The organism is Burkholderia pseudomultivorans, from assembly GCF_001718415.1.
GTDB classification, from domain to species: domain Bacteria; phylum Pseudomonadota; class Gammaproteobacteria; order Burkholderiales; family Burkholderiaceae; genus Burkholderia; species Burkholderia pseudomultivorans_A.
Window position 1 is genome coordinate 336,253 of record NZ_CP013377.1, and the last position, 23,423, is coordinate 359,675.

General features: G+C 67.7%; 21 protein-coding genes. 17 read left to right on the forward strand and 4 right to left on the reverse strand.

Translation table 11 applies throughout. From position 1 onward, the window contains the following. Nucleotides 1–39 precede the first annotated feature (39 nt). The 7 genes from WS57_RS01465 (at nt 40) to WS57_RS01495 (ending at nt 7,014) form a co-directional block, all read left to right on the forward strand. Entirely contained in the window at nt 40–882 is an 843-nt protein-coding gene (locus tag WS57_RS01465; protein ID WP_069243647.1) for a hypothetical protein, read from the forward strand. Further along, nucleotides 879–2,090: an acyl-CoA dehydrogenase family protein gene (locus tag WS57_RS01470; RefSeq protein WP_069243648.1), complete on the forward strand. Its 1,212-nt coding sequence runs from the start codon at nt 879–881 to the stop codon at nt 2,088–2,090. Before WS57_RS01465 ends, WS57_RS01470 begins: the two co-directional genes overlap by 4 nt. Before the next feature lie 172 nt (nt 2,091–2,262). After that, nucleotides 2,263–3,471, forward strand: a complete 1,209-nt coding sequence (zigA, locus tag WS57_RS01475; RefSeq protein WP_208610297.1) for a zinc metallochaperone GTPase ZigA — start codon at nt 2,263–2,265, stop codon at nt 3,469–3,471. 54 nt (nt 3,472–3,525) lie between these two features. Further along, the gene (gene folE2 / locus WS57_RS01480) at nt 3,526–4,443 is read left to right on the forward strand and encodes a GTP cyclohydrolase FolE2 (RefSeq protein WP_069243650.1); all 918 of its coding nucleotides are present in this window, start codon (nt 3,526–3,528) and stop codon (nt 4,441–4,443) included. A 46-nt stretch (nt 4,444–4,489) separates the two neighbouring features. Beyond that, nucleotides 4,490–5,068, forward strand: coding sequence for a 6-pyruvoyl trahydropterin synthase family protein (locus tag WS57_RS01485; RefSeq protein WP_069243651.1), 579 nt, complete (start codon nt 4,490–4,492; stop codon nt 5,066–5,068). Further along, nucleotides 5,068–5,628, forward strand: a complete 561-nt coding sequence (locus WS57_RS01490) for a putative hexapeptide repeat protein (protein WP_009690034.1) — start codon at nt 5,068–5,070, stop codon at nt 5,626–5,628. The genes WS57_RS01485 and WS57_RS01490 overlap by 1 nt, the downstream gene beginning before the upstream one ends. 3 nt (nt 5,629–5,631) lie before the next feature. Then, a complete protein-coding gene (locus tag WS57_RS01495) occupies nt 5,632–7,014 on the forward strand; it encodes a dihydroorotase (RefSeq protein WP_059606200.1) in 1,383 nt (460 codons plus the stop codon). A 66-nt stretch (nt 7,015–7,080) separates the two neighbouring features. Here the strand turns inward: WS57_RS01495 and WS57_RS01500 are convergent, their stop codons facing one another. Both WS57_RS01500 and WS57_RS01505 read right to left on the reverse strand, forming a co-directional pair. Continuing rightward, nucleotides 7,081–7,926, reverse strand: coding sequence for a helix-turn-helix domain-containing protein (locus tag WS57_RS01500; protein ID WP_009690031.1), 846 nt, complete (start codon nt 7,924–7,926; stop codon nt 7,081–7,083). 150 nt (nt 7,927–8,076) lie between these two features. Continuing rightward, nucleotides 8,077–9,453, reverse strand: coding sequence for an MFS transporter (locus WS57_RS01505; RefSeq protein WP_069243652.1), 1,377 nt, complete (start codon nt 9,451–9,453; stop codon nt 8,077–8,079). A 248-nt stretch (nt 9,454–9,701) separates the two neighbouring features. Between WS57_RS01505 and WS57_RS01510 the strand changes: the two genes are divergently transcribed. Next, complete coding sequence (locus WS57_RS01510; protein WP_040130955.1) at nt 9,702–11,279, forward strand: aldehyde dehydrogenase (NADP(+)); 1,578 nt, start codon at nt 9,702–9,704, stop codon at nt 11,277–11,279. 93 nt (nt 11,280–11,372) lie between these two features. Here the strand turns inward: WS57_RS01510 and WS57_RS01515 are convergent, their stop codons facing one another. Then, entirely contained in the window at nt 11,373–12,701 is a 1,329-nt protein-coding gene (locus tag WS57_RS01515) for a PLP-dependent aminotransferase family protein (protein WP_059516091.1), read from the reverse strand. Between the two features lie 82 nt (nt 12,702–12,783). Here WS57_RS01515 and WS57_RS01520 point away from each other — a divergent pair, with 82 nt between their 5' ends. From WS57_RS01520 to WS57_RS01550, 7 genes are all read left to right on the forward strand, one after another. Next, a complete protein-coding gene (locus tag WS57_RS01520) occupies nt 12,784–13,413 on the forward strand; it encodes a LysE family translocator (protein WP_059606205.1) in 630 nt (209 codons plus the stop codon). A 44-nt stretch (nt 13,414–13,457) separates the two neighbouring features. Beyond that, nucleotides 13,458–13,796 carry an antibiotic biosynthesis monooxygenase family protein gene (locus WS57_RS01525; protein WP_009690025.1) on the forward strand — a complete coding sequence of 113 codons (339 nt, stop codon included), beginning with the start codon at nt 13,458–13,460 and terminating at the stop codon, nt 13,794–13,796. 117 nt (nt 13,797–13,913) lie between these two features. Next, nucleotides 13,914–14,867: a LysR family transcriptional regulator gene (locus WS57_RS01530; protein ID WP_059516092.1), complete on the forward strand. Its 954-nt coding sequence runs from the start codon at nt 13,914–13,916 to the stop codon at nt 14,865–14,867. Between the two features lie 63 nt (nt 14,868–14,930). Next, complete coding sequence (gene tcuA / locus WS57_RS01535; protein ID WP_059516093.1) at nt 14,931–16,340, forward strand: FAD-dependent tricarballylate dehydrogenase TcuA; 1,410 nt, start codon at nt 14,931–14,933, stop codon at nt 16,338–16,340. Further along, nucleotides 16,327–17,541, forward strand: a complete 1,215-nt coding sequence (gene tcuB, locus WS57_RS01540; RefSeq protein WP_069243653.1) for a tricarballylate utilization 4Fe-4S protein TcuB — start codon at nt 16,327–16,329, stop codon at nt 17,539–17,541. Before tcuA ends, tcuB begins: the two co-directional genes overlap by 14 nt. 55 nt (nt 17,542–17,596) lie before the next feature. Continuing rightward, nucleotides 17,597–18,913 carry an MFS transporter gene (locus tag WS57_RS01545; protein WP_069243654.1) on the forward strand — a complete coding sequence of 439 codons (1,317 nt, stop codon included), beginning with the start codon at nt 17,597–17,599 and terminating at the stop codon, nt 18,911–18,913. Between the two features lie 419 nt (nt 18,914–19,332). Continuing rightward, nucleotides 19,333–19,887: a hypothetical protein gene (locus WS57_RS01550; RefSeq protein WP_040130963.1), complete on the forward strand. Its 555-nt coding sequence runs from the start codon at nt 19,333–19,335 to the stop codon at nt 19,885–19,887. A gap of 93 nt (nt 19,888–19,980) precedes the next feature. On the opposite strand, the gene kdgD is transcribed toward WS57_RS01550, so the two are convergent. Further along, nucleotides 19,981–20,895: a 5-dehydro-4-deoxyglucarate dehydratase gene (gene kdgD / locus WS57_RS01555; RefSeq protein ID WP_040130964.1), complete on the reverse strand. Its 915-nt coding sequence runs from the start codon at nt 20,893–20,895 to the stop codon at nt 19,981–19,983. A 229-nt stretch (nt 20,896–21,124) separates the two neighbouring features. Between kdgD and garD the strand changes: the two genes are divergently transcribed. Further along, nucleotides 21,125–22,681 carry a galactarate dehydratase gene (gene garD, locus WS57_RS01560; protein ID WP_069244324.1) on the forward strand — a complete coding sequence of 519 codons (1,557 nt, stop codon included), beginning with the start codon at nt 21,125–21,127 and terminating at the stop codon, nt 22,679–22,681. A gap of 296 nt (nt 22,682–22,977) precedes the next feature. After that, nucleotides 22,978–23,361: a nuclear transport factor 2 family protein gene (locus WS57_RS01565; RefSeq protein ID WP_069243655.1), complete on the forward strand. Its 384-nt coding sequence runs from the start codon at nt 22,978–22,980 to the stop codon at nt 23,359–23,361. The last annotated feature ends 62 nt before the right edge of the window (nt 23,362–23,423 follow it).

Here is a 23,423-nt window from a genome sequence, read left to right on the forward strand (position 1 = left end):
CGTCTGCTCGCCTCATCAACGATCCTGGAACCGAACATCATGACTCTACCCATCGGCGCGCCGCGCGCGTGGAACGGACAATTCGAGGAAGCGCTGTTTATCGACGTGGCGCGACGCCATCGTCCCGACTTTCCCGACAAGCTCGCGACGCCGCCGCGCGAGCCGCGCGGCGCGGCCGAACTGGCCGCCGTCGCCGACTACTACACGAAGATGGCGTCGCACGACCTGTTCATCGTGCAGGTCGTCGCGAAGGCGATCGACACGCTGTTCCGCGACGATCCGCATTTCCAGCTGATCCTGTCGCGCCAGCTCGGCGACGACGGCGCGCATGCGGTGATCGGCCGCGAACGCGTGGCCGAACTGACCGGGCGCGATCCGCTGCCGGAAGTCGAGCGGCTCGTCGGCGCGCACTGGGCGCGCATCGGCGATATCGCGGTGCGCGACGTCGCGGGTTTTCTCGCGTTCGAATGGCACTACGAGCTGCATATCCTCGCGAAGCTGTGGATCCAGCGAAAGACCGGCCGCATCGCCGACGGCGCGATGCGCGAGTATGGCGAGAACCGGATCCGGCCCGATGAGGAATGGCATCGCGTGCAGATCGTGCAGTGGTGGTTCGACACGCTCACGAAGCTGCCGCCCGCCGAGCGCGATGCGCTGATCGATTGCGTGATCGCGGCGGACGAGGAAATGCAGGCGCGACTCGACGGCTATCTGCACGACGAATATGCGCACACCGCGCACGTGTTCGGCGCGGACATCGCCGACTATCGCGCGATCTACGACGACTGGCGGCGCGAGATCCTGTCGCGGCTGACCGGCCGCCCGCTCGCTGCGCTCGTGCCGCTGTCCGGCGAGACCGTCGCACAGGAAGCCGTCGCATGAACGATCCGCGCGGCCCGGCGACGCTCGCGCCGGATACCGAGGCCTCGGCGTTCGATCGCGATGCGCTCGCGCGCGCGATCGACGCGCTGCGCGCGAGCGCCGCGGCACGCGACCGCACCGGCGGCCATGCGGCGCAGGAAAAGCGGTGGCTCGCCGAGGCGGGCCTGCTGACGCTCGCGGTGCCGCGCGCGTTCGGCGGGCAGGAAGCCGAATGGCCGGCGATCTACGATGCGATCCGCCAGATCGCGCGCGTCGACAGCGCGCTCGCGCATCTGGTCGGCTTCCAGTGCCTGCAGGTCGTCAGCGTCGACGTGTGGGGCAATCCGGCGCAGCGCGAACGCTATCTGCGCGGCACGGTCGAGCAGCGCTGGTGGTGGGGCAATGCGGTCAATCCGCTCGACACGCGGCTCGTCGCGACCGCGACGCCGGACGGCGGCTACCGTCTCGACGGCGTGAAAGGCTTTTGCTCGGGCACGCGCGGCTCGCAGCGGATGACGGTGTCCGCGCACGATCCGGACACGGGCCGCACCGTGTTCGGCGTGGTGCCGACCGATCGCGACGGGATCACCGTCAACGACGACTGGGATCCGATCGGCCAGCGCCAGACCGACAGCGGCAGCGTGCGCTTCGACCGCGTGACGCTGGCGCCGGACGAGGTGCTGCATCGTTCGGAAACGCCGCCGACGCCGCGCGCGACGCTGCGCACGCTGGTATCGCAGCTGGTGCTGACGAACCTGTTCGTCGGGCTCGCCGAAGGCGCGCTCAGCGAGGCGCGCGACTACGTGCTGAAGCACGGGCGTCCGTGGATTCAGGCGGACGTCGAGCGTGCGAGTGACGATCCTTATACGCTGCAGCGCTTCGGCGACATGCGCATCCAGGCGGTGGCGGCCGCGGCGCTCGCCGATCGCGCGGCCGCCGCGCTGCAGCGCGCGTGGACGCAGCACGACGCGCTGACGGCCGACGGGCGCGCCGAAGCGGCGCTGGCCGTGTCGGAGGCGAAGATCGTCGCGCAGCGCGCGGCGCTGGCGAACGGCGAAGCGCTGTTCGACGCCTGCGGCGCGCGCGCGACGGCCGCCTCGCTCGGGCTCGACCGCTTCTGGCGCAATGCGCGTACGCATACGCTGCACGATCCGCTCGACTATCGGCAGCGCGACGTCGGACGGTTCGCGCTGACGGGCGTGTTGCCGCAGGCATCGCTCTATACGTGACGACGCAGCGCGCGGTTCGCCCATCGCGGGCCGCGCGCGACATCCCTGGTTTTACCGCCTGCCGCTGATCGGCCGATTTCTAACCGGCTAGCTGGACAGACAAAATGATATGTTATATCGTTGCGATACCATATATCGTCCTGTCTTCCCCTTCCTCTTCCGGAATCGCCCGATGAGCACCTCACTCCCGCCGTCCACGCGGCTTCCCGTGACCGTCCTGTCCGGCTTTCTCGGCGCCGGCAAGACGACGCTGCTGAACCATATCCTCAACAATCGCGAAGGCCGGCGCGTCGCGGTCATCGTCAACGACATGTCCGAGGTCAACATCGATGCGGCGCTCGTGCGCGAAGGCGGCGCGGGGCTGTCGCGCACCGACGAGAAGCTGGTCGAGATGAGCAACGGCTGCATCTGCTGCACGCTGCGCGAGGATCTGCTGATCGAGGTCGACCGGCTCGCGCGGGAAGGCCGATTCGACCAGCTCGTGATCGAATCGACCGGCATTTCCGAGCCGCTGCCGGTGGCCGAGACCTTCACGTTCGAAGGCGAGGACGGCCGCAGCCTCGGTGAAGTCGCGCGGCTCGACACGATGGTGACGGTAGTCGACGCGTTCAATTTCCTGCGCGACTACGCGTCGCGCGACAGCCTTCAGGCGTGCGGCGAATCGATGGGCGAAGAAGACGCGCGCACGGTGGTCGACCTGCTGATCGACCAGATCGAGTTCTGCGACGTGATCGTGATCAACAAGATCGACCTGATCGGCGACGACGAACGCGAGCGCCTCGTCGCGCTGCTGCGCGGGCTGAATCCGCGCGCGCGGATCGAGATCGCCGAGTTCGGCAAGGTTCCGCTCGACCGCGTGCTCGATACGGGGTTGTTCGATTTCGAAGCGGCGTCGCGTGCGCCGGGCTGGCTGCAGGAGATGCGCGGCACGCATACGCCCGAGACCGACGAATACGGGATTCGCAGCTTCGTGTATCGCGCGCGGCGGCCGTTCCATCCGCAGCGCTTTTTCGCACTCGTCGAAAGCGAGTGGCCGGGCGTGGTGCGCTCGAAAGGCTTCTTCTGGCTGGCCACCCATCCGACCGTGGCCGGGTCGTGGTCGCAGGCCGGCGCGGTCGCGCGGCACGGTCCGGCCGGCTACTGGTGGGCCGCCGTGCCGCCCGAGCGCTGGCCAGAGGATCCGGACGCCGTCGCGCAGATCCGCGCGCGATGGGACGAGCGCGTCGGCGATGCGCGCCAGGAACTGGTGCTGATCGGCATGGACATGGACGAAGCCGCGCTGCGCGCGCGCTTCGATGCGTGTCTGCTGACCGACGGCGAAATGGCCGCCGGCCCCGAACAGTGGACCACCTGGGACAACCCGTTTCGCGACTGGTCCTGACCTGACACCCGCACCGCCCGCATCGATCGATCCATACGCAAAGCAGACCCTCGCATGACCGCAGCACTTCCCGATATTTCGATTGCCGATGTCGCGCCGGCCGGTGGCCCGCTCGAATGGGTCGGCATGCAGGGCATCGACCTGCCCGTCGTCGTAGCCGAACAAGGTTGCGCGCGCAACGTGCATGCGCGCGCCGACGTGCAGGTCGATCTGCCGGCGGCGCACGTGAAGGGCATCCACATGTCGCGGCTGTACCGGCTGCTCGATGCGCTCGGCGATGGCGACGCGCTGTCGCCGGCCGGCTTGCGGCAAGCGCTGCAGGCGATGATCGACAGTCATCGCGATTGCGACACGCGCAGCGCGCGGTTGCGGCTGCATTTCGATCTGCTCGCGCGCCGTCCGGCGCTGGTAACCGACGGGCTGGCCGGATGGAAGTCGTATCCGGTCCGGCTCGACGCGATGCTGGCCGGCGACGTATTCACGCTGCGTGCGCAGGTCACGATCGTTTATTCGTCGACGTGTCCGTGTTCGGCCGCATTGTCGCGGCACTGGATCGAGCAGGCGTTCGTCGCGGCCTTCGGCGCAGAGGATCGCGTGGAGCCGGCGGCCGTCGCCGCCTGGCTGCGGCGGCATGCGACGGACGCCACGCCGCACAGCCAGCGCAGCGAAGCGGTGGTCGAGGTCGGTATCGCCGACGATCGCGCGACGCTCGGGTTGCTCGAGCTGATCGATCGCGTCGAACATGCGCTCGGCACGCCGGTGCAGACCGCCGTCAAGCGCGCGGACGAACAGGCGTTCGCGGTGCTGAACGGCCGGAACCTGATGTTCGTCGAGGATGCTGCGCGCCGCGTCCAGGCGGCGCTCGACCGCGTTCACGCGGATGCGCGCGTCCAGGTGCGTCATCTGGAAAGCCTGCATCCGCACGATGCGGTGGCATGGGCCGCGTCGCGGCCCGCTGGGGTTGCCGCATGACGCGCGTGTCGACGCAGGGCGCGCGATCGGTCGCGGAGCGCACGGCATGCTGATCCGCAAACTGTTCCGGTTCGAGAATGCGCACATCGTGCGCGGCTGCAGCACGCGGCGCTGTTCGCATTCGATCCACGGCCACTCGTACAAGGTCGAACTGCTGCTCGAAGCGCATGCGCTCGACCACGGGCAGATGGTCTACGACTTCGGCCTGCTCAAGGGCGACGTGCGCGACCTGATCGACGCATTCGGCCATGCGGTGACGCTGTGGTCGGGCGACGATCCCGACTATCTGGAAGCGCTGCGCCGGCATTCGGAGCGATGGGTGATGCTTCCCGTCTCGCCGAGCGCGGAGCAGTTCTCGCGCGTGTTGTTCCGGCTCGTCGACGCCGCGCTGTCGCAAGCCGAGATGAGCAACGGCGAAGCCGACGTGCGGCTGCATTCGGTCGTCGTGCACGAGACCGACACCGGTTATGCGCAGTGTTTTCGCGACGACGCCTTCAATCCGCGCATGGGCCGCATCGATATGCACGCAATCGAGTTTGCGCCGGCCGTCGTCGCGCAGTGGCGGGACCCGCGCCTGTTCGAGCGGCTCGCGCGCGGCACGCTTCCTTTCCTGCTAGAACCCTGATGATCCGAAAGAACCCGCGCGGCGACCTGCCGCAGATTCATCCCGATGCGTTCGTCGATCCGACCGCGATTCTGTGCGGCAACGTGATCGTCGAGGAGAACGTGTTCATCGGTCCGTACGCGGTGATTCGCGCCGACGAGACGGATCGCGACGGCCACATCGCACCGATTGTGATCGGCGCGCACTCGAACATTCAGGATGGCGTCGTGATCCATTCGAAGTCGGGCGCACGCGTCACCATCGGCCGGCATACCTCGATCGCCCATCGCGCGATCGTGCACGGGCCGTGCAAGGTCGGCGACGGCGTGTTCGTCGGCTTCAACAGCGTGCTGTTCAACTGCACGATCGACGACGGCTGCGTCGTGCGCTACAACGCGGTGGTCGACGGCTGCCATCTGCCGCCGGGCTTCCATGTCCGGTCGACCGAGCGCATCGGGCCGGAAACCGATCTCGCCGCGTTGCCGCAGGTGACGACCGATGCGAGCGAGTTCTCCGAAGACGTCGCACGCACGAACAACGCGCTGGTGCTCGGCTACAAGCATATCCAGAACGAGTTCTGAACGATGGAAGCGCACGACCGGCCGTCACGCGACGGCATCGCGGCAGCGGCCCGGCGCCATGCACGCCTGCTCGTGCACGGCGGCACGGTGATCACGCCCGGCGGCGCGGAGCGCATCGACGTCGCGTGCACGGACGGCCGTGTCGTCGCGTTGGGAGCGCTGCGCGCGACGTGGAGCGCCGACGTCGTGCTCGACGCGACGGGGTTGCACGTGTTGCCGGGCGTGATCGACAGCCAGGTGCATTTTCGCGAACCGGGCCTGACCCACAAGGAAACGTTCGAGGCCGGCACGCGCGGCGCGGTGCTCGGCGGCGTCACGGCGATCTTCGAGATGCCGAATACGGATCCGCTGACGCTGGACGAGCACGATCTGCGCGCGAAGCTGGAGCGGGCGCGCGATCGCGCATGGTGCGACTACGCGTTCTACGTCGGCGGCTCGGCGGTGAACGCGGAACGGCTGGCGATGCTGGAGAACCTGCCCGGCTGCGCGGGCGTCAAGGTGTTCATGGGCAGTTCGTTCGGCGACCTGCTGGCCGACGACGAAACCGTCTTGCGTCGCATCCTGCGGCACGGGCGGCGGCGCATGGCCGTGCATGCGGAGGACGAAGCGCGGCTGCGCGCGCGCCGGGCGCTGGTGGAAGCCAGCGGCGACGTACGCGATCATCCGCGCTGGCGTGACGAGGAGAGCGCGCTCGCGGCGACGCGGCGCATCGTGAAGCTGGCCGCCGACGCCGGCCGCCGGCTGCATCTGCTGCACGTGTCCACCGCGGAGGAAATGGCGCTGCTCGCGCAGCACCGGCGGCGCGTGACGGTCGAGGTCACGCCGCATCACCTGAGCCTCGTTGCGCCCGAATGCTACGAGCGCCTGCGCACGTTCGCGCAGATGAATCCGCCGGTGCGCGAGCGGCGTCATCGCGACGCGCTGTGGCAGGCCATCCGCGACGGGGTGGTCGACGTGCTCGGCAGCGATCATGCGCCGCATACGCGGGAAGAGAAGGCGCGGCCCTATCCGCAGTCGCCGAGCGGCATGACGGGCGTGCAGACGCTGCTGCCGCTGATGCTCGATCACGTGCATGCGGGGCGGCTGAGCCTCGCGCGGCTGGTCGACCTGACCAGCGGCGGGCCGGCGCGCGTGTTCGGCATCGAAGGCAAGGGGCGTATCGCAGCGGGCTACGATGCCGATTTCAGCATCGTCGATCTGAAGGCGCGCCGCATCATCCGCGACGAATGGATCGCGAGCGTCAGCGGCTGGACGCCTTACGACGGCTGCGCGGTGATGGGGTGGCCGATACATACGGTCGTACGCGGCGAGGTCGTCGTGCGCGATGGCGCGCTGAACGGCCGCCCGTGCGGGCAGGCGATCGCGTTTCTGGACGCGACGCGTTAGCGCCGGTTTGCTCTTGCCTCGCGCTCGTCTCGGCGGACGTTCCGCACGCTCTATATGCGCCCGCTATTACGCCTGCTGCGCGTCCGCCAGCGCCCGCATCGCTTCCGCCGTCTCCGGATTCGCCGGGAAAAACGCCTCGATCGCCAGTTCCGACAGCGTGACGTCGACCGGCGTGCCGAACACCGTCGTCGTACTGAAGAACGTCAGCTCGCCGGCGGCGGTGCGCAGTCGCAGCGGCACCGCGATATCCGCGTGGTCGGTGCGCGCGTGCGTGTCGTCGGGCTGGCCGGCCGGCGCCGGATACGCGGCGAGTTCGTCGCGCAGCGCATGCAGCGTGCGGTCGCCGCTCGCGTCGATCTGCCGTTGCAGACGATGCAGGATGTGCGCGCGCCATTCGTGCCAGTTGACGATCTGCGATGCGAGCCCTTCCGGATGAAGGCTCAGCCGCAGCACGTTGACGGGCGGTTGCAGCAGCGCCGGGTCGGCCTGCGCGACCAGCGCGCCGAGCATCCGGTTGGCGGCGAGCAGCGTCCAGTGTCGATCGACCGCGAGCGCCGGATAGGGCTCGTGACCTCGCAGCACGGCTTCGACCGCGTGGCGCGCGGCGTCGAGCTGCGGATCGGAGAACGGCCGCTCGCGAAACAGCGGCGCATAGCCGGCCGCGACGAGCAGCGCGTTGCGTTCGCGCAGCGGCACGTCGAGGCGCTCGGCCAGATGCAGCACCATCTCGCGGCTCGGCTGCGCGCGGCCCGATTCGACGAAGCTCAGATGGCGCGCGGACACCTCCGCGTCGAGCGCGAGCGCCATCTGGCTCAGGCGCCGGCGCTGACGCCAGGTGCGCAGCAACGGGCCGACGCCGGACGCGCGGCCGGCGGACGGGGGAATCGCATGGAGGGCGGCAGTCGAGTTCATGCTCCGGATGATAAGCAATCCGGCGCGCGTCGGGCATTACCTGCGAGGTAAGCGTTGCGGCGCAGTGTGGTGCGGTGGCGTGCGGGCGACGGCCGAACGATGGTTTGGCGCCAGCCGGCCAGCCGGCCTGCCGCCTGGCGCGACGCGCGTTCAGCCCGCCCGATGGCGCAATTCGACGCGCCGGATGTCCTTCACGATCACGAGATAGCTGAACACGGTCACGAGCGCGTTGAGCCCGACGAACACGAGCGCGCCGTTGAACGAGCCGCTTGCGCCGACCAGATAGCCGATCGCGATCGGCGCGACGATGCCGGCCGTGTTGCCGAACATGTTGAACAGGCTGCCCGACAGGCCGATCGCTTCCTTCGGCGCGGTGTCCGCGACGACGGCCCAGCCGAGCGAGCCGATCCCCTTGCCGAAGAACGACACGGCCATCAGCACGATCACCAGCGCTTCGCTGTCGACGTAATTGCAGCCGATGATGACCATCGACAGCAGCATCCCGCCGACGATCGGGATCTTGCGCGCAAGCGTCAGCGACACGCCGCGGCGGATCAGCGCGTCCGACAGCATCCCGCCGAGCACGCCGCCGAGGAAGCCGCAGATCGCGGGCAGCGAGGTCATGAAGCCGGCCTTCAGCAGCGACATGCCGCGCGCCTGCACGAGATAGATCGGGAACCACGTGAGGAAGAAGTAGGTGAGCACGTTCACGCAGTACTGGCCGAGGTAGACGCCGATCAGCATCCGGTTCGACAGCAGCTGGCGCACGTAGTACCAGCCCGCGACGCGATTGCCTTCCAGCTTCGCGCCGCGGCCGCGCGGCGCCGACCGGACGAGGCCGCCGCCCTGTTCGATATGCTCGAGTTCCGCGCGATTGACGGCCGGATGATCGGCCGGATCCCGGACGACGCGCAGCCACAGGAGCGCGAGCGCGATGCCGGCGAGCCCGAGCCACAGGTAGACGTGGTGCCAGCCGTACGCGTGCGTGAGCCACGCCATCAGCGGCGAGAACACGACCGCCGCGAAATACTGCGCGGCGTTGAAGATCGCCGACGCCGTGCCGCGCTCGGCGGTCGGGAACCAGCTCGCGACGACCTTCGCGTTGGCCGGGAACGCAGGCGCCTCGGCGATGCCGACCGCGAAGCGCATCGCGAACAGCGCGGCCACCGCGAACGCGGCGCTGCCGCCGAGGCCGATCGTGCTCTGCAGCAGCGTGAACGCCGACCACAGGAAGATGCTGGCCGCATAGACGCGCCGCGCGCCGAAGCGGTCGAGCAGCCAGCCGCTCGGCAATTGCGCGAGCACGTAGGCCCAGCTGAACGCCGAGAAGATATAGCCCATCGTCACGGGATCGATGCCGAACGCCTTGCGGATCGGCGTGCCGGTGATCGACAGCGTCGCGCGATCCGCGTAGTTGAGCGTTGTGACGATGAACAGCATCGCCAGGATCCAGTAGCGGACGGCGGTTCGGCGCGCGGTGGCCGCGAGATCGGCCGGAAGATCTCGAGAGGAGGACTGATTGGACACTTTAAGGTACGTCGTCGTATGACATGGGCGAAGTTTATGGGTGTCCGTCGACGACGGGGAACTCGGGTTTTCCCTCTGGGCCGGTGACGCAAGACGGTAAGAATTCCGTGAAATTATTGACCCGATAAGGATTTCAAGACGATGGCCGGGGCGGCTGGCCTCGCCCGGGCCGAGTAAAATGATGTCGGCAGACATCGTATCTGTTGGGCTACAATGTCCGAACCTTACCCGAACCACGGAGCACACCCATGCAACTGACAGGAGAGATGCTGATCGGCGCCGACGCGGTGGCCGGCTCGGCCGGTACCTTGTACGCGTTCGATCCGTCGAAGGGCGCGCAGATCGATGCGCCGGCATTCGGCGTCGCGACGCAGGCCGACGTCGATCGTGCGTGCACGCTCGCGCGCGACGCGTTCGATGCCTACCGCTCGCAGCCGCTCGCGGCGCGCGCGGCGCTGCTGGAGACGATCGCCGACGAGATCGTCGCGCTCGGCGACGCGCTGATCGAGCGCGCGCATGCCGAAACCGGCCTGCCCGTCGCGCGGCTGCAGGGCGAGCGCGCGCGCACCGTCGGCCAGTTGCGCCTTTTTGCACGCGTCGTGCGCGACGGCCGCTTCCTTGCCGCGTCGATCGACCCTGCGCAGCCGACGCGCACGCCGTTGCCGCGCGCGGACCTGCGGCTGCAGAAGATTGCGCTCGGGCCCGTCGCCGTGTTCGGCGCGAGCAATTTCCCGCTCGCGTTCTCGGTGGCCGGCGGCGACACGGCGTCGGCGCTCGCGGCCGGCTGTCCGGTGATCGTGAAGGCGCACGAAGCGCACCTCGGCACGTCCGAACTGGTCGGCCGCGCGATCCGCGCCGCGGTCGCGAAATGCGGGATGCCGGCGGGCGTGTTCTCGCTGCTGATCGGCCCCGGCCGCGTGATCGGCGCGGCGCTCGTCAGCCATCCGGCCATCCAGGCGGTCGGCTTCACCGGTTCGCGGCAGGGCGGAATGGCGCTCGTGCAGCTCGCGAACGCGCGGCCGCAGCCGATTCCCGTCTATGCGGAAATGAGCAGCATCAACCCGGTCGTGCTGTTCCCGGCCGCGCTGGCTGCGCGCGGCGACGCGATCGCGACCGGCTTCGTCGAATCGCTGACGCTCGGCGTCGGCCAGTTCTGCACGAATCCGGGCCTCGTGCTCGCGATCGACGGCCCTGATCTCGATCGCTTCGAGGCGGCCGCGGCGCAGGCGCTCGCGAAGAAGCCGGCTGGCGTGATGCTGACGCGCGGCATCGCCGATGCGTACCGCAACGGTCGCGGCAAGCTGGCCGAACTGCCGGGCGTGCGTGAAATCGGCGCGGGAGAAGCCGCGCAGACCGAGTGTCAGGCGGGCGGCGCGCTGTACGAAGTCGGTGCGCAGGCGTTCCTCGCCGAGCCTGCGTTCGGCCACGAGGTGTTCGGGCCGGCGTCGCTGATCGTGCGCTGCCGCGATCTCGACGAAGTCGCGCGCGTGCTCGATGCGCTCGAAGGCCAGCTGACGGCCACGCTGCAGATGGATGCCGGCGACACGGCGCTTGCGCGCCGGCTGCTGCCGGTCCTGGAGCGCAAGGCCGGGCGTCTGCTCGTCAACGGTTTCCCGACCGGCGTCGAGGTCTGCGACGCGATGGTGCACGGCGGCCCGTTCCCGGCGACGTCGAACCCGGCCGTCACGTCGGTCGGCGCGACCGCGATCGACCGGTTCCTGCGGCCGGTGTGCTATCAGGACTTCCCGGACGAGCTGCTGCCGGAAGCGCTGCAGCAGGACAATCCGCTTGCGATTCCGCGGCTGCGGGACGGCAAGGCGGAGTGATGCGATGAAGGGACGTTTCGGCGCGCCGGTCGGGCGCCGAAACGAGCGCTGGAAACGACGAGGCGGGATCGACCGGGTGGTCGGTTCCGCTTGTCAGCCGATCACGGCCCGGCGCACTTTATGCAGCGCATCGCCGAGCGCATCGAGCGACAGCGAGCCGAGCGCCAGTCGAAGGGCGTGACGCGTATTCGGCGTCGTCGAGAACGGCTCGGCTGTCGTCACGAGGACACCGTCCCGCTCGAGATCGGCCGCGACACGGTCGGCGCGCAGGTCGTCGGGCATTTCGAGCCACAAGTAGTAGGACGTCGGGTGCGCGACGATCGATCCGCCGCGCAGAATGCGGCGCGCCAGCGTCTGTCTGCGCCGCGCATCCTTGCGCTTTCGGTCCTCGAGCGTGTCGACGACTCCGCTTTCGATCCACTGGCACGCCAGGGCAACGGTGAGCGACGGCGTGTTCCATGTCGACACGCGGATCGCCCGCTCGAGTTGCGGTATCAGGCGCGCCGGCGCCGCAACGAAGCCCACTCTCAAGCCCGACGCGACGCTTTTCGACAGCCCCGATACGTAGACCGTGCGCTCCGGCGCATGCGTGAAGACCGGCTTCGGCGCGGGTTCGGCCAGGAATGCGTAGGCGCCGTCCTCGATGACGAGAAAGTCGTGACGTTCGGCGAGTTCGGCGAGGCGAAGCCGGTCCGGCTCGCTCATCACCCAGCCGAGCGGATTGTGCAGCGTGGGCATCGTGTAGAGCGCGCGCACGGGGCGCCTCCGGCAGAGTGCATCGAGCCGGTCGAGATCCAGGCCGCCTCCCGCGCGTGACGGCAGCGGCGCCAGGTCGAGCCGGTGCAGTTGCGCCAGCGCTTTCATGCCGGGGTAGGTCAGCGCGTCGATGGCGAGAATGTCGCCGGGTTCGAGAAGCGCCATGACCGTCACGGCCAGCCCCTGTTGCGCTCCGTTGACGATCAGCACCTGTTCGCCGGGGACGCGGATGTCGCGGTTGCGCAAATGTTTCGCAACGGTTTGCCGTTCGTGCCTGCGTCCACCTTGCGGCGCGGAATGCAGCAGCGCATCGAGATCGCCGGACGCGGCGAGACCGCGCAGCCCCGTGCGCAGCAGTTCGACCTGACCGGGCAGCGACGGGTAGTTGAAGGTCAGGTCGATTGCGCCGGATCGCGCGGGATTCTGCTCCAGCCCGAGTCCGCGCGGCAGCGAGGTGTCGCGCACGAACGTGCCTCTCCCCACTTCGCCAACCACCAGTCCCATCGCTTCGAGTTCGCCATACACGCGCGACGCGGTGGCCAACGCGACGCCGTGCTGCTTCATCAGTGCGCGGACGGTGGGCAGCTGCGTGCCGGGCGGCAGTGCGCCGGCCCGAATGCGGCCGACCATATCGTCGACGATGGATTTGTATCGAGGCTCGGCCATGGCATGTATCTAGAACAATTTTTTGTTTGTATCGCTGGCAGAGATTACGCTGCGACTTCCACTCACGCAAATACCTGTCAGCATGATCGAGACATCCACCTTGTTGATCTTCGCGGGCGCGGTCATGGCGCTGCTGCTGTCTCCGGGCCCCAACATGGCCTTCGTGATGGCGCACGGCATGGCCTACGGACTTCGCGGCGGCGCGGCGGCGGCGCTCGGTATCGGCCTCGCCGATCTGGTCCTCACGCTGCTGACGGCGACCGGCGTGACGGCGATGGTCGCCGCATGGCCGCCGTCGTTCGACCTGATCCGCTATGCGGGCGCGGCCTATCTGCTGTGGATGGCCTACAAGGCGATGCGTCGACCGGGTGAACTGGGTCGTGTCGCTGCTTCCCAGGCGACGCTGCGCGCGGTGTTCGTGCGCGCCATGCTGAACAGCCTGCTGAATCCGAAGGCGTTGCTGTTCTTCATGGTTTTTCTGCCGCAGTTCGCGGATCCCGGCAAGGGCGCGGTCGGGCATCAGCTGATCGTGCTCGGCTGTGTGCTGACTGCGATCAGCACGGTGTTTCACGCGCTGCTCGGCAGTGTCGGCGGCACGGTGCGCCGCTTCCTCGGCCGCCATGCGCGCGCGGCGAAGCTGCAGTCTCGCGGACTGGCCGCGCTGCTCGTGCTGCTGGCCGTTCGGCTGGCGGTGATGTCTCGTCCCGTCTGAGCGGCAGACGGCGAGTCGTACTCCCAACGTATGGAGAATCCTGGATGTACATCGCAGCGTTCATCTACAAGCCCGGCGAAGTCGACGAGGAGTTCCATCGCCTCAGCGCCATCATCGACGGCGTGGCGGCGAGTCTGCCGGGCTTTGTCGGCGCGGAATCCTGGCGGTCGGCCGACGGGCGGCTCGTGAATGCCAGCTACTACTGGCGCGACGAAGCATCGCTGAAGGCATTTGCGACCGCGCCGCAGCATCTCGACGCGAAGCGACAATTCCGTAAGTGGTACGGCGGATATCACGTCGTCGTATCGAAGGTCGAGCGAGCGTATGGAGACGGATCGTTCGCGCACTTCGTGCCCGACTCGCGGCGGTCGGGAGGGCGTTGACCGGCGGGGTTTCGGCGGCGCCATCGTCAGCGCGCCGGGCTTATCCGCGTTTGATCCAGGACGTTGCGAGGGCTGATCTGCGAAAATGGCTGCCGATTCTCCCTGGCCGATCGTCGGATGGAACTCAGACAACTACGCTATTTCCTCAGTGTCGTGGAACACGGAAGCATGGGCAAGGCCGCGCTGGAACTCGGCCTGGTCACTTCGGCGTTGAGCCAGCAGATCAGCCGTCTCGAAGGCGAATTGTCCACACGCCTGCTGCAACGTACGTCCGCCGGCGTCGTGCCGACCGACGCCGGTCTCGCTTTCTGGCGCCAGGCGCAACTGGCGCTACGTCATATCGACGCGGCCGCGCTCGCTGCGCGCTCCGCCCGTCTGTCGGGCCATGTGAGCGTCGGCATGGCGCCGAGCACGGCGAGCGTGCTGGGTGTCGCGTTCATGCAGGCGATGCGCGCGCGTTATCCCGATGTACGGCTGCACCTGGTTGAAAGTCTTTCGGGTTACCTCGCCTCCATGCTGAGCGCACGCCAGATCGATCTCGCCGTCCTGTTTCGCGCCGAACCCGCGCAACGCTGGAGTGTGATGTCGCTGCTGGACGAGCGGCTGTTCATCATCGGTGCGGGCGACCTCGAGGGGATGCCGACAAGCGCGTCCGTCCGGCTGAAAAATCTCGGCAAGCTTCCGCTCATTCTCCCGAGCGGCACGCACGGGCTTCGCTCGCTGCTGTCATCCGCGTTCACACGTGCCGCATACGAGCCGAACATCGTCGCCGAAGTGGACGGGCTGGCACTGCTGATGGATGCGGTGCGCAAGGGAATCGGCGCCACGATACAGCCGGGCGCGGCACTCGCGCGGGCCGAGAACGCGATGCTCAAGAGCGTGCCCGTCGCGGAGAAATACGCCACGCGCCCCAACATGATTGCCAGCATCTCCGACGACGAACTGTCTCCCGCCGGTCTCGCCGCGCGCGTGGTGCTTGCCGACGTCGCCCGGCAACTGGTGAGCGAAGGCCGCTGGCCCGGCGCGCGGCTGCACATGCCACAGGGTTCACAAAAACTGAAGACCACTTGACGGCGCGCTGATGGCGCGACGGGCACGAGATCCTTAGGATGCATCCGAAAGGAGACAGCTCTAATGGTCGATGTGCTCGTAATCGGAGGAGGCAATGCCGCGCTATGCGCCGCATTGATGGCGCGCGAGGCGGGCGCGTCGGTCCTGCTTCTCGAAGCCGCGCCGCGCGAATGGCGCGGCGGCAACTCGCAACACACGCGCAATCTGCGCTGCATGCACGACGCGCCGCAGGATGTCCTCGTGGACGCTTATCCGGAGGAGGAATTCTGGCAGGACCTGCTGAAGGTCACCGGCGGCATCACCAACGAGCATCTGGCTCGGCTGACGATTCGCGCGTCGTCCACTTGCCGGCCGTGGATGCACAAGCACGGCGTGCGCTTTCAGCCGCCGCTGTCCGGCGCGCTGCATGTCGCCCGAACGAACGCATTCTTCATGGGCGGCGGCAAGGCGCTCGTCAACGCGTACTACCGCAGCGCCGAAGCGCTCGGCGTCGACATCCGCTACGACACGCCCGTCGATAAGCTGGAACTCGACGGCGGACGTTTCATCGCGGCGCGCAGCGGCCGCCAGCGTTTCGAAGCGCGCGCCTGCGTACTGGCGGCGGGCGGCTTCGAATCGAACCGCGAATGGTTGCGGCAGGCGTGGGGGCAAAACGAGCGGGGCGAATGGCCCGCCGACAACTTCCTGATTCGTGGCACGCGCTTCAATACGGGCGTGCTCATCAAGCACATGATCGACGCGGGCGCAGACATGATCGGTGATCCGTCGCAGTCGCATTGCGTCGCCATCGACGCGCGCGCGCCGTTGTATGACGGCGGCATCTGCACGCGTATCGACTGCGTGTCGCTCGGTGTCGTGGTCAATCGAGAGGCGGAGCGTTTCTACGACGAAGGCGAGGATTTCTGGCCCAAGCGCTATGCGATCTGGGGCCGGCTCGTCGCGCATCAGCCGGGGCAGATCGGCTATTCGATCATCGACGCCAAAGCGATTGGCCGCTTCATGCCGCCGGTGTTTCCGGGCGAAAAGGCTGACAGCCTGCCGGAACTGGCGCGCAGGCTGAAGCTGCCCGAAGCGCGCTTCATGGAAACCCTCACACGCTATAACGACGCATGCCGGGTCGGCACCTTCGATCACACGGCGCTCGACGACTGCCATACCGAAGGCCTCGCGCCCCCCAAGACCCATTGGGCGCGCCGCATCGATACGCCGCCGTTTTACGGTTACGCGCTGCGACCGGGCATCACCTTCACCTATCTCGGTCTCAGGACCAACGACCGCGCGCAGGTTCACTTCGGCGGCGAGCCGAGCGAGAACCTTTTCGTTGCCGGCGAAATGATGGCGGGCAACGTGCTCGGCAAGGGCTATACGGCAGGCGTGGGCATGTCGATCGGCACGGCGTTCGGGCGTATCGCCGGTACAGAAGCCGCACGCGCCGCACTCAATACAACGGAGGCTTGCCATGCAGCGGCTTGATGCGCTCGTATCCGAACGCACGCGCACGGCGGCGTCGATCGAGGCGGAACGAACGGCGCCGGCCACGAGCCCGCGCGTGATCCCGATCCTGCCGATGAGCGACAGCGAAAGCGAAGTCGCGCGGCAGATGCAGATCTGCAACGCGTGTCGCTATTGCGAAGGCTTCTGCGCCGTGTTTCCGGCGATGACGCGCCGGCTCGAATTCGGCAAGGCGGACGTCCACTATCTCGCGAATCTTTGCCACAACTGCGGCGCGTGCTATCACGCATGCCAGTACGCGCCGCCGCACGAATTCGCCGTGAACGTGCCGAAGGCAATGGCGCAAGTGCGGCTCGAAACCTACACGGAATACGCGTTTCCCCGCGCGTTCGGCGCGCTGTACAAGCGCAACGGGCTGACGCTATCCGTGGCACTGGCGGCGGGGCTCGCACTCTTTCTGCTGCTCGGCACGGCGCTGCGTGGCGGCCTTTCGGCGGAAGTCCCGTCGGGCAGCTTCTATGCGATCTTCCCGCACAATCTGCTCGCGACGATGTTTGGTGCGGTCTTCCTGTTCGCGATTCTCGCGCTCGGCGTCGGCGTCACGCGCTTCTGGCGCGACGCGGCGGCGGGAACGGCGAGCGCGAGCGCGCCTGCCGTCAGGGAGGCCGCGAAGCATGCGCTGACGCTCAAATATCTCGATGGCGGCCACGGCGACGGCTGCAATGAAGCAAGCGACGCGTTCACGCTCGCGCGGCGCCGTTTTCATCACCTGACGTTTTACGGCTTCATGCTCTGCTTCGCGGCGACGGCGGTCGCAACCCTCTATCACTACCTGTTCGGGCGCGAAGCGCCGTATCCGTTCGTGAGCGCGCCGGTGTTGCTGGGTACAGCGGGCGGTATCGGGCTGATAGTCGGGCCGGCAGGCCTCCTGTGGCTGAATCTGACGCGCAATCCCGAGCGCGGCGATACGCGCCAGCGTCCCATGGATCGCGGCTTCATCGCGCTGCTGCTGCTGACGAGCGCATCCGGTCTCGCGCTGCTCGCGTTGCGTGCGACGGCCGCGATGCCGTCATTGCTCGCAGTCCACCTGGGCATCGTCATGGCGCTCTTTGCCACGCTTCCCTACGGCAAGTTCGCGCACGGCGTTTTCCGTTCGGCCGCGCTGCTCAAGTCGTCGATCGACAAGCGGCAACGCCATTCATTGAACCTCGGTTCCGACTAGCAACGACAGGGCGCCGAGTGCGCCCCTCATTACACGACAAGCAGGAGACGACAGCATGATCCCCACGGAACCGATTGCCGGCACGTCCGGCGGCTCGCCCATGACCCGCGCCGCCGCCGTGTTGCGCGTCACGAGCGGCAATTTCCTCGAACAGTTCGATTTCTTTCTGTTCGGCTTCTACGCGACATCGATCTCGAAGGTCTTCTTCCCGTCGACGAGCGAGTTCGCGTCGCTGATGCTTACCTTCGCCGTGTTCGGCGCGGGCTTCCTGATGCGTCCGCTCGGCGCGATCTTCCTGGGCGCCTACATCGACAAGGTGGGGCGGCGCACCGGGCTGATCGTCACGCTGTCCATCATGGCGAGCGGCACGATCCTGATCGCCGGTGTGCCGGGCTACGCGACGATCGGCCTGCTCGCGCCCGTACTCGTGCTGGTCGGGCGCTTGCTGCAGGGCTTTTCGGCCGGCGCGGAACTGGGCGGCGTGTCGGTCTATCTCGCCGAGATGGCGACGCCCGGCAGAAAGGGCTTTTATACGAGCTGGCAGTCCGCCAGCCAGCAGGTGGCCATCCTCATGGCGGCGGCCATCGGCTATGGCCTGAACCAATGGCTCACCGCGCAGCAGATCGGCGCATGGGGCTGGCGGGTGCCGTTTTTCATCGGCTGCGCGATCGTGCCGTTCCTGTTCCTGCTGCGCCGTTCTCTGCAGGAAACCGCCGCATTCCAGGCGCGTCGTCACCGTCCGCAGGCGCGCGAGGTGTTCAGCATGCTGCTTCGCAACTGGCGCGTCGTCGTTGCCGGCGCGCTGCTCACGGCGATGACGACCACCACGTTCTATCTCATCACCGTCTACACGCCGACGTTCGGCAAATCGGTGCTCAAGCTGTCGACCGCCGACAGCCTGATGGTGACGCTGCTCGTCGCGGTGTCGAACTTCGTGTGGCTGCCGATCGGCGGCACGATTTCCGACCGTGTCGGCCGCAAGCCGCTGCTGCTCGGCATTACCGTGCTCGCGATTTTCACGGCGTATCCGGCGCTTTCATGGCTCACCGATGCACCGAGCTTCGCACGCATGCTGATCGTGCTGCTGTGGTTCTCTTTCTTCTTCGGCATGTACAACGGCGCGATGGTCGCCGCGCTCACCGAAGTGATGCCGGTCGAAGTGCGCGTCGCCGGATTCTCGCTCGCGTTCAGTCTCGCAACGGCGCTGTTCGGCGGCTTCACGCCCGCGGTATCGACGTATTTGATCCAGGTCACCCACGACAGGGCGGCGCCCGGCTACTGGCTGGGTTTTGCAGCGTTCTGCGGTTTTTGCGCGACGCTCGGACTGTACCGGCGCGGTGCGCGGCGCAATGCATCGGCGGCCTCGGCCTGACATCGATCACCTTGGCGCGGCTCAAGAAGCCCGCTCCGCGCCGGGATTGCGCTTTCAGCGACGACACGAAGGCTCGATGAAATCCGTTTGCACGAGAATGCGGGCTATTCCGCTACGCTGCAGGCCTCGCGCGAACGGCCGGTGCACGTTGGAAGGCGCCTTGCATGACGCTTTGCCGACCGGCCGCTCGGGGCCGATAAACGACACCCGTTACCCCTCTCCGAAACTCCCGCTCTCACACGCCGGCGCAGTGCAACGCCGCCCCACGCCCATGCCTCGCAGGCGGCACCCCCGGGCCCCATCGCACCGTCCATCTTCCCCGCGCGCCGACTTTCCCCTACATTACCGAAGCCGCGCGATTCGAAACCGCGCCGGCGAACCTGAGAGATCGACAAAATGACAACGAGGGAACCGAACTCATGAACATCAGCAAACGCGGCGACCACCTGTTCGCGGCCGGGCTGCCGAAAACGATCGGCGACGTCGCCAAACTGGTCCGCACCCAGATCGGCGAATACAGCGAAGGGCGCGTGCTGGCCGACGAGCTGTTCGCGATGCAGCGCGTACTGGGCGGCAGTGAATTCGAATTGACGATCAATCGCGGGCGGCCCGTCGTGGGCCACGACGCACACTCGCTGGTCTTCGGCGTCGTCGTCGAGCGCTTCCGGCTCGACATGCAGGCAGTCGTGTTCGCGCTGAAGCACCGCCGCAGCATCGACGCGCGCGACGCGGCGCAGCGCACCGAAGCGCTCACGCAGGCGAACACGCATCTCGCGACCGCGAAGCAGTACGCGATGGTCACGGTCGGCCGACTCTTCGATGCGGTCGTCGACCGCGACGTGCTGAAGCAGATTCTCGATGCGAGACCGGCGATGCGCGGGCGCGCGCCGTCGGACCAAAAGGGAATCGACGACGCCGAGCACAAGCTCCGCGATACGCGTTACCGGATCATCGGCGCGATCGCGCGGATGTGACGGCCGCGCCGGCTCGTCGAGCCGCGCGGCATCGGGTGATGCAAGCAGGCCGGCCGCTGCGCCGCGATGGCGCCGCGACCGGCCGCGTCGTGCTTACTGCGGCCCCATCTTCCTGATCAGCACATCGAGCTGCGCGACTTCTTCTTCGGTCAGATCGACGAGCGGCGCGCGCACCGGGCCCGCGTCGTGGCCGACCAGCTTCGCGCCGGCCTTCACGATGCTGACCGCATAGCCCGCGCGGCGGTTGCGGATGTTCAGGTACGGCAGGAAGAATTCGTCGATCAGGCGGCCGACCGTGGCGTGGTCGTCCTTCGCGATCGCTTCGTAGAACGCCATCGCCGTCTTCGGGATGAAGTTGAACACGGCCGACGAATAGACCGGCACGCCGAGCGCCTTGTAGGCGGCCGCGTAGACTTCGGCGGTCGGCAGCCCGCCGAGGTACGCGAAGCGGTCGCCGAGGCGGCGGCGGATCGTGACCATGCTCTCGATGTCGCCGACGCCGTCCTTGAAGCCGATTAGGTTCGGGCAACGGTCGGCGAGGCGTTCGAGCATGTCGGCGTTCAGCTTCGAGTTCGCGCGGTTGTAGACCACCACGCCGATCTTCAGCGCGCGGCACACCTGCTCGACGTGCTCGGCAATCCCTTCCTGGCTCGCCTCGGTCAGGTAGTGCGGCATCAGCAGCACGCCGCTCGCGCCGAGGCGCTCGGCTTCCTGCGCGTATTCGATTGCGACGCGCGTTGCGCCGCCCGCGCCGGCGAGGATCGGCACCTTGCCCTTGCAGGTTTCGGTCGCGACGCGGATCACGTCCGAATACTCGCGCTGCGTGAGCGAGAAGAATTCACCGGTGCCGCCCGCGGCGAACAGCGCGCTTGCGCCGTACGGCGCGAGCCATTCGAGGCGCTCGGCATAGGTGGTCGGGCGGAAGTTGCCGTCGGCGTCGAAATCCGTCAGCGGAAACGACAGCAGGCCGTGGGAAATGATCTGTTTGAGTTCTTGCGGAGAAGTCATGGTTGGGTCGTCCGTCTAGCGCGAGTGCTGGGTTCGTCGGGAACGGCATACGAGCCTTGGTGGCGATGTCGTTGTATGTCATCGTACAACAACGGAAACAGCGCATGCAAGCGATTTGCTTGATGGAAATGGGTAGGGTCTTTCCGGATAAGGGTTTACGAACTGTGCGTCGTACGCGTGCTGTGTTGTATGATGACTAACGATTCGAAACGTGCTTTCAGGAATGACGATGACTGCTTCCCCGCTCTATATCCGCGTGCATCCGGACGACAACGTCGCGATCGTAGTCAACGACGGCGGCCTGCCCGAAGGCGCGACGTTCGCCGACGGGCTGACGCTGCGCGAAGGCGTGCCGCAGGGGCACAAGGTCGCGCTCGCCGATCTCGCGGCCGGCGATCCGGTTATCCGCTACAACGTGGTGATCGGCTACGCGCTGACCGAGCTGCGGCGCGGCAGCTGGGTCAACGAGCGCACGATGCGGATGCCCGAGCCGCCGGGGCTCGACAACCTGCCGCTCGCGACGCGTCGCGCGCCGCCGCTGCCGCCGCTCGAAGGCTCTACGTTCGAAGGTTTCCGCAATCCGGACGGCTCGGTCGGCACGCGCAACATCCTCGCGATCACGACGACGGTGCAGTGCGTGGCGGGCGTCGTCGAGCACGCGGTGAAGCGGATCAAGGCCGAACTGCTGCCGCGCTACCCGAACGTCGACGACGTGGTCGGGCTCGAGCACACGTACGGCTGCGGCGTCGCGATCGACGCACCCGACGCCGACATCCCGATCCGCACGCTGCGCAACATCAGCCTGAACCCGAACTTCGGCGGCGAGGTGATGACGGTCAGCCTCGGCTGCGAGAAGCTGCAGCCGGACCGCCTGCTGCCGCCGGGCGCGATTCCGGTCGTCGCGGCCGAAGGCGAGCCGGACAACGGCGGCGTCGTCTGCCTGCAGGACGCCGCGCACGTCGGCTTCCAGTCGATGATCGATTCGATCATGACGATGGCCGAATCGCATCTCGAACGGCTGAACCGCCGGCGTCGCGAGACGTGTCCCGCGTCGGATCTGGTGGTCGGCGTGCAGTGCGGCGGCAGCGATGCGTTCTCCGGATTGACGGCCAATCCGGCGGTCGGCTTCGCGGCCGACCTGCTCGTGCGCGCCGGCGCGACGATCATGTTCTCCGAGGTGACCGAAGTGCGCGACGGCGTTGCGCAGCTGACGTCGCGCGCGGCGAGCGAGGAGGTCGCGCGCGAGATCGTCCGCGAGATGGACTGGTACGACCGCTATCTGCAGCGCGGCCGTGTCGACCGCAGCGCGAACACGACGCCCGGCAACAAGAAGGGCGGGCTGTCGAACATCGTCGAGAAGGCGATGGGCTCGATCGTGAAGTCGGGCAGCGCGCCGATCGCCGGCGTCGTGCGGCCGGGCGAGCGCGCCCGGCAAAAGGGGCTGCTCTACACGGCGACGCCCGCGAGCGATTTCATCTGCGGCACGCTGCAGCTCGCGGCCGGGATGAACCTGCACGTGTTCACGACGGGGCGCGGCACGCCGTACGGGCTCGCGCAGGTGCCGGTGATCAAGGTCGCGACGCGCAGCGATCTCGCGCGCCGCTGGCACGACCTGATGGATCTCGACGCGGGGCAGATCGCGACCGGCGCCGCGACGATCGAGGACGTCGGCTGGGAGCTGTTCCGGCTGATGCTCGACGTCGCAAGCGGCAAGCGTCGCACGTGGGCCGAGCAATGGAAGCTCGCGAATGCGCTCGTGTTGTTCAATCCGGCGCCGGTGACCTGACGCGCGCGGCGTCGCCGGTTCGGTTCCGGCGCAACGCGCGAGCGAACGGGCGCCTGCGGGCGCCCGTTTTGCCTGTGTCGGGCGGCGCGCCGGTCAGGCGGATTCCAGCGGCAGCGACAGCCCGACCTTGACGCGCGACATCAAGACCATCGACCCCGCGCGGCGACGCCCCCATCGCCGCACATTGCTTACCTGCGACGTAATCGACCACCGCCGCGAGGCCGGCGACGATGACGTTACGCGATTCGCAACGTTCGCGACAACGTCGTCCCGTCATCCACTCACAGGAGCCTCGCATGAACACCGTCCAGTCCACCCACACCGACCTGATCGACCGCTACTTCGACGCGTGGAACGAATCCGACGTCGTGCGGCGGCGCGCGCTGATCGACGCGACCTACGCAAGCGACGCGACGTATCGCGATCCGCTGATGACCGGCGACGGCCACGCGGGCATCGACACGATGATCGCGGCCGTGCAGGCGCGTTTTCCCGCGTATCGCTTTCGCCGCACGACCGACGTCGATGCGTTCGGCCAGCACCTGCGCTTTTCGTGGGCGCTGGTATCGCCGGACGGCGCGGCGATCGTGAAAGGCTCGGACTTCGGCACCGTCGACGCGGCGGGCCGCCTGAAGTCGGTGACGGGCTTCATCGACGAAATGCCGGCCGCGGCGGCGTGACGCGCACGAAGTAGGCGCGGCGACCGGGATCGGGTAACGTTACGCGGTTCGTTCCCGATACC